Source organism: Streptomyces sp. CA-111067 (assembly GCF_050956065.1).
Classification (GTDB): domain Bacteria; phylum Actinomycetota; class Actinomycetes; order Streptomycetales; family Streptomycetaceae; genus Actinacidiphila.
In genome coordinates, this window is sequence record NZ_CP192103.1 from 8,577,733 (window position 1) to 8,591,947 (window position 14,215).

The 14,215-nt window shown below is 72.9% G+C and carries 12 protein-coding genes; 3 read left to right on the forward strand and 9 right to left on the reverse strand.

The annotated features are described in order from the left end of the window. Positions 1-60: 60 nt before the first annotated feature. Entirely contained in the window at positions 61-960 is a 900-nt protein-coding gene (locus ACQPW6_RS37810; protein ID WP_433894243.1) for a helix-turn-helix domain-containing protein, read from the forward strand. 136 nt (positions 961-1,096) lie between these two features. Here ACQPW6_RS37810 and ACQPW6_RS37815 read toward each other — a convergent pair whose 3' ends face one another. The 4 genes from ACQPW6_RS37815 to ACQPW6_RS37830 all read right to left on the reverse strand — a co-directional run bounded on the left by ACQPW6_RS37815 (position 1,097) and on the right by ACQPW6_RS37830 (position 6,320). Continuing rightward, positions 1,097-1,912, reverse strand: a complete 816-nt coding sequence (locus ACQPW6_RS37815) for an SAM-dependent methyltransferase (protein WP_433894244.1) — start codon at positions 1,910-1,912, stop codon at positions 1,097-1,099. Positions 1,913-2,069: 157 nt separating this feature from the next. Next, on the reverse strand, positions 2,070-3,230 hold the full coding sequence (locus ACQPW6_RS37820) for a hypothetical protein (RefSeq protein WP_433894245.1): 1,161 nt from the start codon (positions 3,228-3,230) through the stop codon (positions 2,070-2,072). Positions 3,231-3,528: 298 nt separating this feature from the next. Then, entirely contained in the window at positions 3,529-5,301 is a 1,773-nt protein-coding gene (locus tag ACQPW6_RS37825; protein WP_433894246.1) for a beta-galactosidase, read from the reverse strand. A gap of 209 nt (positions 5,302-5,510) precedes the next feature. Further along, positions 5,511-6,320 (reverse strand): DeoR/GlpR family DNA-binding transcription regulator, encoded by an 810-nt coding sequence (locus ACQPW6_RS37830; protein WP_433894247.1) that lies wholly within the window; start codon positions 6,318-6,320, stop codon positions 5,511-5,513. Between the two features lie 321 nt (positions 6,321-6,641). On the opposite strand from ACQPW6_RS37830, the gene crcB (ACQPW6_RS37835) reads away from it, so the two are divergent. Together crcB (ACQPW6_RS37835) and crcB (ACQPW6_RS37840) are read left to right on the forward strand one after the other, a co-directional pair. Then, complete coding sequence (gene crcB / locus ACQPW6_RS37835; protein WP_433894248.1) at positions 6,642-7,136, forward strand: fluoride efflux transporter CrcB; 495 nt, start codon at positions 6,642-6,644, stop codon at positions 7,134-7,136. After that, a complete protein-coding gene (crcB, locus tag ACQPW6_RS37840) occupies positions 7,133-7,507 on the forward strand; it encodes a fluoride efflux transporter CrcB (protein WP_433894249.1) in 375 nt (124 codons plus the stop codon). Before crcB (ACQPW6_RS37835) ends, crcB (ACQPW6_RS37840) begins: the two co-directional genes overlap by 4 nt. Before the next feature lie 53 nt (positions 7,508-7,560). Here the strand turns inward: crcB (ACQPW6_RS37840) and ACQPW6_RS37845 are convergent, their stop codons facing one another. The 5 genes from ACQPW6_RS37845 to ACQPW6_RS37865 form a co-directional block, all read right to left on the reverse strand. Further along, positions 7,561-8,820 carry a mannosyltransferase family protein gene (locus tag ACQPW6_RS37845; RefSeq protein WP_433894250.1) on the reverse strand — a complete coding sequence of 420 codons (1,260 nt, stop codon included), beginning with the start codon at positions 8,818-8,820 and terminating at the stop codon, positions 7,561-7,563. Positions 8,821-8,974: 154 nt separating this feature from the next. Next, a complete protein-coding gene (locus ACQPW6_RS37850; protein ID WP_433894251.1) occupies positions 8,975-9,496 on the reverse strand; it encodes a hypothetical protein in 522 nt (173 codons plus the stop codon). Continuing rightward, entirely contained in the window at positions 9,489-9,986 is a 498-nt protein-coding gene (locus ACQPW6_RS37855) for a SigE family RNA polymerase sigma factor (protein WP_433894252.1), read from the reverse strand. The genes ACQPW6_RS37850 and ACQPW6_RS37855 overlap by 8 nt, the downstream gene beginning before the upstream one ends. A gap of 124 nt (positions 9,987-10,110) precedes the next feature. Beyond that, positions 10,111-10,545, reverse strand: coding sequence for an SRPBCC family protein (locus tag ACQPW6_RS37860; RefSeq protein WP_433894253.1), 435 nt, complete (start codon positions 10,543-10,545; stop codon positions 10,111-10,113). A gap of 144 nt (positions 10,546-10,689) precedes the next feature. Then, the gene (locus tag ACQPW6_RS37865) at positions 10,690-14,169 is read right to left on the reverse strand and encodes a discoidin domain-containing protein (RefSeq protein ID WP_433894254.1); all 3,480 of its coding nucleotides are present in this window, start codon (positions 14,167-14,169) and stop codon (positions 10,690-10,692) included. Between the last annotated feature and the right edge of the window lie 46 nt (positions 14,170-14,215).

Genomic DNA, 14,215 nt, shown 5'->3' on the forward strand with positions numbered 1-14,215 from the left:
GATGCGACAGCGGGCTTCACGGTGGAATACTGGCGTGTCCAGTATGACTCGGGAGCCCGCATGTCTGCTCAGCCCGTCACCTCACCGGTACAACTCTTCGAGCGCAGGCCGGACATGGGAGCGCGTGCCATGTCCCGGGTGCTCGGCAACTATCTGCGCGGCCTTCGGGAGAACAGCGGTTGCAGCCCTGCCACGGCGGCGTCGCACATCCGCGCCCATGTCTCGAAGATCAGCCGGATGGAACTGGCGCACGTCTCCTTAAAGCCGCGCGACGTGGCGGACCTGCTCACCCTCTACGGCGTCGGCGACCGCGAGCGGGCCGAGATCGCGGTCCTGGTCGAGCGGGCGGTCCAGCCCGACTGGTGGCAGGAGTACGGCGAGATCGTGCCGGAGTGGCTCCAGCAGCTCATCGGCCTCGAACGGGACGCGCACGTACTGCGCACCTACGAGAACCAGTTCGTGCCGGGACTGCTCCAGACCCCGGCCTACGCGGACGCCGTGGTGCAGAGCGGCCACCGGCTGGCCATGCCCGAGGAGAACGCCCGCCGGGTGCAGATGCGGCTGGAGCGCCAGCGCAGGATGTCGGAGGCCGGCGCGCCCGTGCTGTGGGCGCTGATCGACGAGGGCGTGCTCTACCGCCCGGTCGGCGGCGCCAAGGTGATGCGCGCCCAACTCGCCTACCTGCTCGACGTGTTGCGGCGGCCCGGGGTGCGGCTGCAGATCGCCTCCTACGCCGCCAGCGCCGCGGCCAGTCCCGGCACCGCCGTGACCTACCTGCGGTTCGCGCAGAACTTCCTGCCGGACGTGGTCTACCTGGAGCACATGACCAGCGCGGTGTACCTGGACCGGCTGGAGGACGTGGACCGCTACCGTGCCGCGCTGGACGAGCTGAGCGCGCTGGCCGCGACCCCCTCCGCCAGCCGGGGCATCATCGAAGAGGCGCTGCTGCGCTACCAGTAGCCCGAGCCCGGCCCGCCGGCCAGCCCGAGCCCGACCCGCCGGCGGCAAAGACGCGGCAGGAAGAGGCGGCAACGAGAAGGCGCGGCCACGGAGTTCACCGTGACCGCGCCGTCGGCCTCCCGGCCGGGAACGCTGCTCAGCGCAGCCGTGCCACCCCGCCGAACTCGATCCACTCGTCGCTCGGCTGCCGCAGCACCAGGTCGCCGTCCGGACGCCAGGTGGAGACCTCCACCAGGCCCGGGTCCAGGATCTCCATGCCCTCCAGGTAGCCGGCCAGGTCGCTCTCCTGCCGCACCCGGCCCCAGTTCCCGTCGGTGGCCCGCGCCATGAAGTCCGTGACGTACTCCCGGGTCTGCGCGCTCTCGCTGACCAGCTGGCACACCACCAGGAAACTGCCCGGCTTCAGCTTCGCCGCCACCCGGCTGACCACACCGGCCGGGTCGTCGCTGTCCGGAATGCAGTGCAGCACCGAGACGAACAGCGCGGCGACCGGCTGGTCCAGGTCGATCAGCCGGGTGGTCTCCGGGTGCCCCCAGATCTTCTCGGTGTCACGGAAGTCCGCCTGGAGCACGGCGGTGTTCTCGTTCTGCTCCAGCAGCGCCCGGCCGTGCGCCAGCACGATCGGGTCGTTGTCCACGTAGACGACCTTCGCGTCCGGGTGGATCCGCTGCGCGACCTCGTGCACGTTGTCCAGGGTGGGCAGGCCGGAGCCGTGGTCCACGAACTGCTTGATGCCGTAGTCCTCCGCGAGCCTGCGCACCACCCGGCGCAGGAACTGCCGGTTGTTCAGCGCGAGCACCTTCATGCTCGGCACGGCCTGCAGTAACTGCTCGGTGGCCGTCCGGTCGGCGGGGTAGTTGTCCTTGCCGTCGAGAAGGAAGTCGTACATGCGGGCCACGCTGGGCACCGTCACATCGATCTTGTCCGGCTGCGGTGCTTGTTCATGGTCCATGGAGCACATCCTAGGCAGCGGCCCCGACCCGGTCGAGAGCGCCGACCAGGGGGCATATGCCGACCCGCCGTCAACTCACCCCGTCCGCGCGGCAGTCCGCGCGCCCCCGCCGGTCGCCGGGACGAGGACCCGCGTCCACCGGGACGCCTCCGGTATGTCACGCCGCGGCGACGTGGTCCGCGCGCCAGGCCCGGATCCGGTCGAGCAGCACATGGTCGCTGTTCACCACCAGGCCGGCGGCGGCCCGTTCGGGGCCCGCGCCGCCGACCCGGAAGAACACGTCATGGAGCGAGGCGGGGTCGTGCGGGTCGCTGCGCCCGCGGCCGTTGCCGATCTCCAGCAGCGCCCGGGAGTCGGCGCCGCCCGCGTCGAAGAGCACCCCGGCGATCCGCACGCCGCGCGCGTCGCCGACCGTCATCGGCACCACGCCGCCGGCCGGGACCAGCGTCGGGAAGCCGATACCGAGCACCACCGTGCCGGCCCACTTGACCTTGATCGTCCCGGCCGGCTGGTAGATCCCCGGGGTCAGCAGCAGGTGCTTGCCCTGCGCCAGCGCCCTGTTGACGGTGTGCACCGAGTCGCCGGGCCTGGCGACGAAGAACCGGTCGATCGGCACCGACGACCCGGCCGGCTGGCCGGCGCCGCACGTGCTGCCCGCGGCGTCGTGCCGCAGCGCGGGCAGGAACACCCGGTACCGTCCTGCCTGGTCCAGGTAGAGGAAGGGCTTCTCCCGGCTCGGCGGGCCGGGAGGCAGGGTGGCGTACGGCAGATCGGGAAGCGGCTGCCCGGCCACTCCCGCGAGCACCTGCTCCCGGACCGGGGCCGGACCTGCCGCCAGGTTCTCCGCCGACCGCCAGAAACCGGCCGACCCGCTGTCGCCGCTGCCGGGTTGCGGCAGGCCCTCGACGTGCACGGAGCCGTTGATCGTCACGTCGTCAGACGACAGGCCGAGGCCCGCCACCGAGGTGTAGTAGCCGAGTCGCGCGGTCACGTCGTAGCTGCCCGGCTTGAACAGGAAGGCGTGCCGGCCGCCGCCGGACTCCGCGGTGACCGACGTTCGGCCGGCCGTGTCCAGGGCCGCCTGGATCTCGGCGGCGGCCATGTCCGGGCCGAAGACGGTGACATGGGGACCGAAGTCCGGCTGCGCGGCGGCCGGCGGGCCGCCCGCGCTCGCGGCCACCGCGCTGCCGGCCGGTCCGGCCGCCGGCACCGCGGTCGCGAGCGCCGCGGTGGTGATGAACGAGCGGCGGCTCAGCGCGCTGTCGGTTCGTTGCCCGGCCTCCGGACAACCACTGCCTGCGGCCCTGAACGAAGACATGCGTGACGACCCACCTTCTGCACGGAGGAGACATGCGGCGACGGCGAAGCAGCCCGGGTGGACGGGCGTCGTGAGAGCGCTCTCTTTGCGCCCTTGAAGACGTACCCTGCGGCCCGGCGTCAGGTGGTGTCAAGCTCGGGAGAGCGCTCTCCAGAAAGGGTTGCGGGATCGTCGCCTACCAGTGACCCCGCACCGCACGGGCGCCCCAGCCGTCACGGCCGGTCCTCCCGTACGGCAGTCGGGACGGCCCGGCGGAACGGCCGGACGGCCGGTGGGGGGCCCTGAGCCGGGCCCGCGGTCAGCCCAACTCGGGCACCGCCCGCAGCTCGGCGAAGTCCGCGCCGGGTCCGTCGAGTTCCAGGACGACGACCTCGTTGTCGCCGGCGCGCAGCAGCGGACCCGGTACGTACAGCGTCAGTTGCGGGCCGCGGTCCCAGTACCGGCCCAGGCAGAAGCCGTTGACCCAGACGTAGCCCTTGCCCCAGCCGGGCAGCGCCAGATACGTGTCGGCCGGCTCGTCGAGCGGCAGGGTGCCGCGGCGCAGCACGGGGCCTGGCTCGGTTGCCACCGGGCCCCGCCGCCAGGGCAGTTCGGGCAACGGCCGGTCGCCGAGCGGCACCGGGGTGGCGGTCCAGCCGTGCAGGGTCTGCCGGGTGTGCAGTACCGCGGTCAGGCCCTTGCGGTCGCCGATCGCGGCACCGTAGTTCACCCGGCCCATCGACTCGACCAGCAGGCTCAGTTCGGCCTCCGCCCCGTCCACCGCCACCTGCGGCCACGACTGGTCGGCTGCGTCCCGCTCCAGCACCGCGACCTGTTCGCCGTCCAGGTAGACATGCGCGCGGTCGGCCAGGCCGTGCACGGACAGCGGTTGCGCCCGGCGCGGGCCGGGGACGCGAGTGCGGTAGAGCGCCAGGCCGTGCGCCAGGCCGAGTTCCTCGAACGACGGCGGCACCGGTGCGGCCACCTCACCGTCCGACAGCAGGTCCAGGACGTCGAAGAGCCGTACGTGGTCCGGCAGTTCGAACCGCCGCGGGGCCAGCACCGGGGGCAGCGGCTCGGGCTCGGGCGGCGCCTGGTCCGCGTACTGCGCCAGCACCTCGCGGAACGCCCAGAACTTCTCGGTGGGCGCGCCGCGTTCGTCGATCGGGGCGTCGTAGTCGTACGAGGTGACGGTCGGCTGGTAGCCGGCTCCGGTCGCCGGGTCGGCGGTGTTGGCCCCGGCCCAGGTGCCGAAGTTGGTGCCGCCGTGCGCCATGTAGATGTTCACCGAGGCGCCGGCCGCCAGGATCTCCCGCAGCGTCTCCGCCGCGTCCTTCGGCTCCCGCACGGTGTGCCGCTCGCCCCAGTGGTCGAACCAGCCGCACCAGAACTCCATGCACATCGCCGGGTCGTCCGGCCGGTGCCGCCGCAGTTCGGCGAACGCCTCGGTGGCGTGGCTGCCGAAGTTCACCGTGGCCAGGTGGCCCGGCAGGGTGCCGCCGGTGAGGAAGAAGTCCTCGGGACCGTCGGAGGTGAACAGCGGCACGTCGATGCCCCGCTCCCGCAGGCCCGCCGCGAGATGCCGCAGATAGCCGGTGTCGGTGCCGAAGGAGCCGTACTCGTTCTCGATCTGCACCATCAGCACGTTGCCGCCGCGGCTGGTCTGGTGCGCGGCGACGACCGGGATCAGCCGGTCGTACCAGCGGTCCACATGGGCCAGGTAGGCCGGGTCGGCCACCCGCAGCCGGCCGCGCAGCCGCTCGTCGGCGAGCAGCCACCACGGCAGGCCGCCGTTCTCCCACTCGGCGCAGATGTACGGCGCCGGCCGCACGATCGCGTACAGCCCGGCTTCGGCCGCGGCCCGCAGGAAGCCGTCCAGGTCGGCCGTGCCGCTGAAGTCGTAGGAGCCGGGGCGCGGTTCGTGCAGGTTCCATGGCACGTAGGTCTCGACGGTGTTCAGGCCCATCGCCCGCAGCATCCGCAGCCGCTGCGGCCACTGCTGCGGCAGCGTCCTGAAGTAGTGCATGGCGCCGGAGAGCAGCCGCAGCGGCCTGCCGTCCAGGACGAAGCCGGTCGGGGTCGGGTCGAGCACGGTGGTTCTCCTGGACTGGATATGCGCGCTGGTGCGTGCGCGATGCTCAATGATGCCAGCGGAACGGCTGTTTCGAGCATCATCCGGCATCCGGCATCCGGCATCCGGCCCCGTGTCCGGATCCCGGTCCGCCCGCGCCTGACCGCCCGGCTCCGGACACGCCGAAGGATCCGCCGGGATCCGCCCGGATCCGCCCGTTCGGGAACCGCTCAGACCGCGGTCACCGCCACCCCCGCCTCCTTGAACCGGGCCACCGCCTCCGGCGTGATCTCGTCGTCCGTCACCAGCGTGTCCACCGACTCGATGCCGCAGATCCTGGCGAAGGCGCGGCGGCCGATCTTGGACGAGTCGGCGGCCACCACCACCCGCCGGGCCCGCTCCGCCAGCAGCCGGTTGATGCTCGCCTCGTCCTCGTGGTGGGCGTAGGCGCCCTGCTCGGGGTCGAGGGCGCCGATGCCGAGGACGGCGATGTCCAGGGTGATCTCCTCCAGGACGCTCCTGGCCAGCGGCCCGGTCAGCTCGTAGGACTGCGGCCGGGCCACCCCGCCGGTCACCACGATCTTGAACTGCGGGCGGATCACCAGCTCGTTCGCGATGTTCAGCGCGTTGGTGACCAAGGTGAGCACCGGCTGCCGGGCCGCGGCCCCCGGCCCGCTCGCCCCCTCGGCCGCCAGGTCGCCGCGCACCGCGAGCGCCCGCGCCACCTCGGTCGTCGTCGTGCCGCCGGTCAGCCCGACCACCTCGCCGACGGCCACCATCGCGGCCACCGTCCGGCCGATCCGCTGCTTCTGCGAGGCGTGCCGCGCGGTCTTGTAGCGCAGCGGCAGCTCGTAGGACACGCCGTGCGCGACCGCGCCGCCGCGGGTACGGGTGAGCATCTGCTGCTCGGCCAGCTGGTCCAGGTCCCGCCGGATGGTCGCGGTGGACACGCCGAGCGCGCCGGCCGCGTCGTCCACCTCAAGGCGGCCGTGCTCGGCCAGCAGGTCGAGCAACGCCGTCCACCGGGCATCCCTGGACACCAGAGCACTCCTCTTCTGCTTCGTCTGCCCGCCCGCCACGGGCTCCGGCCCGCTCAGCGTCCCATACGCGCCGCGCCCGACACCGCCGCCCGGGCGGGCCGCGACCCGCATACCCGGCCCGCATACCCGGCCCGCGCGGCACGGCGGCACCCGGCCCGCGTGCCGCCGCCGCGGCCGGTAAGCTGATCACGCGGCACTCCCAGGAGGCCGCACGGCGGTGGGGCCCGCCGTACCCGAACCGCGGCGAACCGCCGCCAACGGTCCCTGCTTGCGACGCGCATCTGTGGCTGCGCTGTGCCCTGCGAGTAGGAGAAGTGACCCATGGCCGACCCCCGTGGCCCGCTGGCCGGCGGACTCGAAGAACCCATCGACCCCGATATCGACCTGCACGTTCCCGCGGAACGCGCCGACGCCATGCTGCGGCAGGCGCCGGTGATCGCGGTGATCGCCGTCGGCGGCGCGGTCGGGGCCTGCGGCCGGTACGGCGCGAGCCTGCTGTGGCCCACCGCGAACGGCTCGTTCCCGTGGACCACCCTGCTGGTCAACGTGGTCGGCTGCGCCGTGATCGGGGTCTTCATGGTCCTGATCACCGAGGTGCTGACCCCGCACCGGCTGCTGCGCCCGTTCTTCGGCACCGGCGTGCTCGGCGGCTTCACCACCTTCTCCACCTACGCCACCGACGTCCAGCGGCTGACCGACGGCGGCCAGGCACGTACCGCCCTCGGCTATCTCGCCCTGACCCTGGCCGCCGCGCTGGCCGCGGTGTGGGCCGGGGCGTGGGCGACCCGCGGTGTCGTCGGCTGGAGGCAGCGGTGAACTGGCTGCTGGTGATCGCCGGGGCGATGGTCGGGGCGCCGCTGCGCTATCTCACCGACCGGGCCGTACAGCTGAAGCACGACACGCTCTTCCCGTGGGGCACCTTCACCGTCAACGTGGGCGGTTCGATGATCCTCGGCCTGGTCGCCGGCGCCGCGGCGCAGGGCGCGGCGTCGCCGCACGTGCAATTGCTCGTGGGCACCGGCCTGTGCGGCGCGCTCAGCACCTACTCGACCTTCTCCTTCGAGACGCTGCGGCTCACCGAGCAGCGCGCCCGGTTCTACGCGGCGGCCAACGTGGTCGGCAGTGTGACCGCGGGCCTGGGCGCCGCGTTCGTCGGTACGTCCGTCGCCGACGCGATCTGGGGCTGAACCGCCGGCCGATGCCTCGGCGCCGCCGAGGTGACCCGCCCACCGCGATGAGATCAGCCGGCCCACCGGCCGGAGGTGAAGGCCACGGTCAGTACGGTCATCAGCGGTGCGCAGACCGCCACGTACGCGGTCTTCAGCCAGGCCCGCCGCGCGCCCCACCGGGCCAGCAGCACCCACAGCGGCCACCACAGCAGCGTCGCCCGCGGAATGGACATGTACCAGTAGGACGTGCCGAGCGCCCACAGGGTCAGCCCGAGGTAGGCCGCCTCCGCCCACTGCCGTCGCCACAGCAGCAGCCCGAGCAGTGCCACGCCCACCACCATGGCGACCAGTTCGCCCTGGAACAGCACCGCGTACGGCGTGCTCTGGGCGTGCGAGAAGGCCGCGTCCCAGGTGTGGCCCCATGCCTGCCACGGCGAGTGGAACTGCCGGTACCAGCCGCGTTCCTCCGCGTGCTTCCAGGCCATCCAGTCGCCGGTCCGCGCCTCCAGGTACCAGGTGTAGCCGAGGGCGGGCAGCGCGGGCAGTGCCAGCCACGGCAGCCGCCACCAGCTGCCGCGGACCGCCCGGCCGCAGGTCAGGAAGTGCACCAGCAGGGCCGCGGCGAGGAACAGGCCGCTGACCCGGACCGCGGTCGCCGCGCAGGCCAGTACGGCGGCCGGCGCCCAGTGGCCCTTCCGCGCGGCCAGCCAGCACGGCAGCGCGAGCGCCAGGAACAGCGCCTCGGTGTAGCCCGCCGCGAGGAACACCGCGCAGGGCGACAGCAGCAGGAAGAGCACCGCGTCGGTGCCGCCGCCGTCATCGGGCAGGTACGGCCGGGCGATCCTGGCGAGCGCGAGCACCGCGACCGCGCCGGCCACGAAGGAGATCAGCAGCCCGGCCGCGGTCCAGTCCGGCAGCAGTACGTCGTGCACCCCGCGCAGCAGCAGCGGGAAGCCGGGGAAGAACGCCTCCCGGTTGTCGGTCGTGGGGGCGCCGCCCGCGCCGGGACCGGTGAAGTAGCCGTCCCTGGCGATGTGCAGGTAGTACGCCCAGTCCCACTGCTGCCAGCGGGACAGCATGGTCGGCGCGTGCTTGGCGCTGCCGTCGCCGCTGAACATCCGGCCCGAGCAGTAGGCCGTGATCCACACCCCGAGCCGGGTCAGCGCGTACAGCACCAGCACGTCGCGGTCCATGGCGCCCAGCGGGCGTATTCGGCGCGTCCCGGCGCCGTGCGCGGCGGCGGACCGCTGCCGCGGCAGGCTGACGGGCACCGGCGCCGGACGCCGGGGGAGCGGCGGCGCCGCCGTCGCGGGCGGCGAGTTGTCGGGCATGAAGGGGCTCCTGGGCCTGGTGACGACTCCGCGCCCGCCGTCCGGACAGCGTCGGAGGCGGCCGTGGCGCGGTGAAGGGCATGCCGTTCCCGCCGGGCGCGGGCGCGGGCGCGGCCGGTGTGCGGGTGCGGCGGATCGGTGTGCGGAGGGGCGGTTACGGCGGTGAGGTCGTCGCCCCTCCGTGGCCGTCCGGTGCGGTGGTCCGCGCGCCGTGGCTCGGCGGTTGGGTGGTCTGGGCGCCGTGCCCTGGCAGGTAGGTGTTCTGCGGGGGGTAAGGCGGCGGTGTGGTGGTGGCGGGCCCGCCGGGGTCGGAGGTCGCCACGCCGCCGGGCCCGGTGCTCCGCACGCCGCCGTCGGGCGGCGGCGCGAAGCGGGTCGGGCCGGCCGACCGGGTCGCCGAAGGGCCGGGCGCGTACGACGGGGTGGACGCCGGGACGGTGCCTCCGCCGCCGGACGGCAGCAGCACGACCAGCGCCGACGTGCCGCCGGCCACCAGGCAGGCCGCCGCGGCGGCGGCCGCCATCCGGCGGTGCCTCCTGCGGTTGCCGCGCGCGGCGATCAGCGCGACCGGGGCGGGGGCGGCGGCGCGCTGCCCTGCCGCGGCGGCGTCCTTGAAGGCCGCGCGCAGCGGGTCGGGCGGTCGGGGCGGGCCGTACGGTTCGCGCGGTTCAGGCACCGGAGGACTCCTCACCGTGCGGATCGGGCAGATGGTGGGCGAGCTCGGCCCGGCCGCGCACCAGATGGGTCTTGACGGTGCTCGCGGACACGCCGGTCTCCGCGGCGATCTGTTCGACCGACAGATCGCACACGTAGTGCAGGGCCACCGTCCGCCGCTGGCCGGCCGGCAGTTCGCGCAGCGCGGACACCAGGGCGACCGACCCGGGACCCGGTCCCTCCAGCACCGGCGGCCCGCCGTGCCGCTGCCAGGCGTCCTCCGACCGGCGCCGGCCGCGCCAGCGGCTGACGGCCAGCCGCCAGGCGACGGTGCGGATCCACGCCTCCGGGTTGCCGTCCCGGCTCAGCTGCCGCCGCCGGCTCCAGCCGCGGACGAAAGCCTCCTGCACGACGTCCTGGGCCTCGTGCAGATCTCCGAGCATGACGTAGAGCTGACCGGTGAGCCGTCTGACCGCGTGCGCGTAGAAATCCTCGAACTCCTCAGCGGTCAACAACAGCTCCCAGGTTCTCTTCGGCCTCACCACGTATACGCCCGCGCCCCGCCGCACGGTCTACACGGCAAGGCGAGAACTTTATGTGACGGGCAGCACGCCGGGAGCGGGGTGTGCGGCGGGCTCAGGCCCCGGCCGCCGCCTCGGCGCGCGACTTGAAGCCCTGCGCCTCCATCTCCATGTACCTGCGGGTCAGGCCGCCGGCCAGCCGTCCGATCAGCCATCCGAGCGGCCCGCTCTGGACGATGGCGACGGTGAGCCGGCTGCCGCCGCCGTCCGCCTCCTCGACGAGGTGGTCACCGCGGGTGACCACACCGGGCGCCTTCGACTCCCAGCGGAAGTCCGATCCGGGCCGCAGCGCGGTGACGGTCCACACGGCCTTGCGCAGCTTGGGCTGGATGAGGACGAACCTGCCGCCGACGGCGAGCTCCGCCCCGTCGAGCGCCTCGACGGAGGTGACGGAGGCGGTGACGGACGGCCAGCCCTCGACGTCGCTGACCAGGTCCCAGACGCGCGCTGGGGGAGCATCGATGGTGAGCGCGTACTCGAAGGTCGGCACGGCGGTCTCCTCGCGGGTGCTGGCGGGCGGTGTGCCGCCGACCCTACCCACGGACGGAGAGCGGGAACACGCGGGTGCGCTCCCCGCCGGAGGAGCCGGCGGGGAGCGCACCCCGGGTCTGAAGTCCCTTTCCGCGGAGGCCGGCTAGCTCCAGCCGGTCAGCCCTGCTCCGTAGGCGTAGAGCGGATTGCCGTAGGTGGTCGGCACCGGCTGGCCGGCGTCGATCTTCGCCCGGATGTCGGCCCGCTCGGCGGCGGTGGCGCCCAGGTCGTACGGCAGGTCCCAGTTCTCGTTGGCGTCCGCCTGGTTGTCGCCGCCACCCGGCTTCAGCACCTGGTCGAGGCTTCTGGGCAGCTGCCAGGGCAGCTTGCCGCGCGGGGTGTAGTCGCCGAAGAGCAGGCTCGCCGTGGCCGGGCCGACCTCCTCACCGCCGCGGTAGGTCACCACGATGGCGTCGGCCAGGTTGTTCCAGTCGCTGATCACGATCGGTCTCGGCAGTGTCAGTACGACCACCACCGGGATGCCCTGGTTCTTGAAGTTCTGGATCAGGGCCAGTTGGTCGGCCGGCAGGTACGGCTGGGTGTCCGGCCACGCGGTGGCGTGGGTGTAGGACGGCTCGCCGACGTAGACCACCGCCAGCTTCGGCGCCGGGCCGGTGCCCTGGTAGACGTTCACCCCGGCCTGGGTGGCTCTCGCCTTGAGCGCGTCGAGCTGGTCGAGCGACCCGTAGTCCGGGTGGAAGTAGCTGGACCAGATGCAGCAGGCCGCGCCGTCGGTGGCCCGGTCGCCGGCGACCACGATGTTGTCGCCGGAGTTGAGCTTGACCGGCAGCACGCCGTCGTTCTTCAGCAGGGTGTTGGACTCGCGGGATGCCTGGTTGGCCAGCGCGGTGTAGCTCGGCTGGTGGAACCGGTAGGGGCCGTTGACCGGGTCGCCGTACGGGTGGTCGAAGATGCCCAGCTCGAACTTGAGCTTGAGTATCCGGGTCACCGCGTCGTTGATCCTGGCCGACGGCACCTGCGACTCGAAGCCCGCCATGGTGAAGTCCGCGGCGCCCGGGTCGGCGCCGCCCATCACGTCGGAGCCGGCGTTCGCCGCGTTGACCCACGCCGACGACGGCAGCCAGTCGGTGGTGATCAGCCCGGTGTAGCCGAGGTTCTGCCGCAGGTAGGTGAGGATCTTCGCGCTGTCGCCGGCGCCGGGGCCGCCCGGGTCGAGATACGAACTGCCCGCGTAGCCCGGCATGATGTTGACCGCGCCGGCCTCCATCGCGGCCTTGAACGGGATCATGTGGTACTTGATCGTCACCCCGTCGTAGGTGATGCCGGCCTCGCCGCCGGCGCCCTCACCCGGCCAGTGCTTGACGGTGGCCAGCACCGAGCCCGGGTTCAGCTCCGGGCCGCCCTGCAACCCCGAGACCAGTGCCCGGAGTTGGGCCGCGGCCACGTCCGCGTTCTCGCCGCCGCCCTCCTGGATCCGCGGGTAGAGCACCTTGGTACCGACCTCTGCCAGCGGTGACAGGGTGCCGCGGGCGCCGACCTCCAGCTCCTCCTTGCGCTGCATGTCGCCGAGCTTGTAGTCCAGCGGGTAGTCCTTGCCCGCCGCCAGCGTGCTCTGCAGCGGGTAGGTGGTCTGGTAGCCCGCGGTGGTGTCGCCCGCCGAGACCGGCGGGATGCCCAGCCGGGTGGCCGCGGTGGACTTCAGCACCGTGTCCAGGTCCGCGGGCTGGGCCGGCCCGAAGTGCCAGCCGGACATCGGGTACGTCTGGACGTTGTAGAACATCTGGTAGGCCTTCTCCTCCAGCGTCATCCGCCCGAGGAGGTCGTTCACCCGCGTGTCCACCGGCTGCCGCCAGTCCTCGTACGGCTGGATGGAGCCGTCCTTGTTCAGGTCCCGGGCGCCGTTCACCACGTTGACGCCGTCGGCCGCCTGCTCGATGTCGGGCAGGTAGACGCTGAACGTGCGGATGCTGGAGGTGGTCTTCGCGCCGGCGCCGCTGACCGCCACCACGAACCACTTGTACGTCCAGCGGTCGGTGATGTCCCAACTCGGCGTGTAGCTGGTGCCGGTGGGCTCGGCCACCTTGGTGTAGAGGTCGAGCAGGTTGCCCGAGGCGGTGAAGTCGTAGTCGGTGCGGCTGATGTTGAGCCAGACCTCGTAGTGCGCGCTGCCCGCCACGGCCGCCCAGGACAGCGCGGGCCTGCGGGTGTCGGTGACCATCGCCTTGTCGGCCGGCGCCGACAGCTGGAACTGGTTCAGCGTGGCCGGTGCCTTGGTCGGACCTGAGAGCATCGGCGGCTTGGCGGTGGAGTCGTCCACCGTGCCGTAGACCTGGAACTCCCAGAGGGAGTAGCCGTATCCGGTGGCCCGGGCGGTGCCGGTCAGCCGCACATAGCGTCCGGTGCCGGTGACGGGCAGCTTCTCGATGCCGCCCTTTCCGGTGGTGGTGCTGTACAGCGGGGACCACGCGGTGCCGTTGTTCGACACCTCGATGCGGTAGCCGGTGCCGTACGCCGCCTCCCAGTTGAGCTCGACACCGCTGATCGTTCCTACGCCGCCGAGGTCCACCTGAAGCCACTGGTTGTCGGTGGCCAGGCTGGACCAGCGCGTGTTGGTCCGGCCGTCGAGCGCGGCGGCCGGCGCGTTGCCGCCCTCGTAGGAGGAGGCCGACACCTGCTTGTAGGCGGAGATCACCGTGCCGGAGAAGTCGCCGCCGCCGGGGTTGCCGGTGCCGCCCGTGCTGCCGCCGTCACCTCCGCTGCTGCCGGTGGTGTAGATCCCGAACTCCCAGAGGGAGTAGCCGTATCCGGTGGCGCGGGCGGTGCCGTTCATCCGGACGTAGCGGCCGGTGCCGCCCACGGTGAGGGTCTGGGTGCCGCCGGTGCCGGTCGTGGTGGCGTATGCCTGCGTCCAGTCGGTGCCGTTGCCGGACACCTGGATCTGGAACGCGGTGGCGTAGGCGGCCTCCCAGGTCAGTACGACCTTGCAGACTGTCGCCGAGGCCCCGAGGTCGACCTGCAGCCACTGCGGATCGGTGGCGGCGCTCGACCAGCGGGTGCCCGCGTTGCCGTCGACGGCGGCCGAGGCGGGGGTGCCGGCGTTCTCGGTGGAGGAGGCGGTGGCGGTCTTGCCCACCGCGGCGTTGGCGGTGCCGCAGGTGCCGGGATCGCTGCTGGACCCGGTGGACCCGTAGACCTGGAACTCCCAGAGGGAGTAGCCGTATTGGGTGCCGCGGGCGGTGCCGTACATCCGGACATAGCGCCCGGAACCGTTTACGGCGACCGTCTGCTTGCCGCCGGTGCCGGTCGTGGTGGAGTAGACGTCGGTCCACGCGGTGGCGTTGTCGGAGACCTGGATCTTGAACGCCTTGCCGTACGCCGCCTCCCAGTTGAGGGTGACGGAGCTGACGGTCGAGCTCGCGCCGAGGTCGACCGTCAGCCACTGCGGGTCGGCCGCGGCGCTCGACCAGCGGGTACCGGCGTCACCGTCGACGGCGGCCGAGGCGGGGGTGCCGGCGTTCTCGGTGGAGGAGGCGGTGACGGCCTTGCCCTGCGAGAGCAGGGAGTCGGCCGCGTGCGCGGCGCCGATCGAGGTGCCGACGGCGCCGCCGGTGGCAAGCGCCATCGCTACCGCCACGGCGACCAGGGGTCTGCGCCGTCTGACGGATCGC

Bases quoted from the DNA above. Each gene is read 5' to 3' on its own strand.
- ACQPW6_RS37820 (WP_433894245.1), bottom strand. From the start codon at position 3,230: ATGTCTTCGTTCAGGGCCGCAGGCAGTGGTTGTCCGGAGGCCGGGCAA.
- crcB (WP_433894248.1), top strand. From the start codon at position 6,642: ATGGCCGACCCCCGTGGCCCGCTGGCCGGCGGACTCGAAGAACCCATC.
- ACQPW6_RS37865 (WP_433894254.1), bottom strand. From the start codon at position 14,169: ATGGCGCTTGCCACCGGCGGCGCCGTCGGCACCTCGATCGGCGCCGCG.
- ACQPW6_RS37810 (WP_433894243.1), top strand. From the start codon at position 61: ATGTCTGCTCAGCCCGTCACCTCACCGGTACAACTCTTCGAGCGCAGG.
- ACQPW6_RS37815 (WP_433894244.1), bottom strand. From the start codon at position 1,912: ATGGACCATGAACAAGCACCGCAGCCGGACAAGATCGATGTGACGGTG.
- ACQPW6_RS37845 (WP_433894250.1), bottom strand. From the start codon at position 8,820: ATGCCCGACAACTCGCCGCCCGCGACGGCGGCGCCGCCGCTCCCCCGG.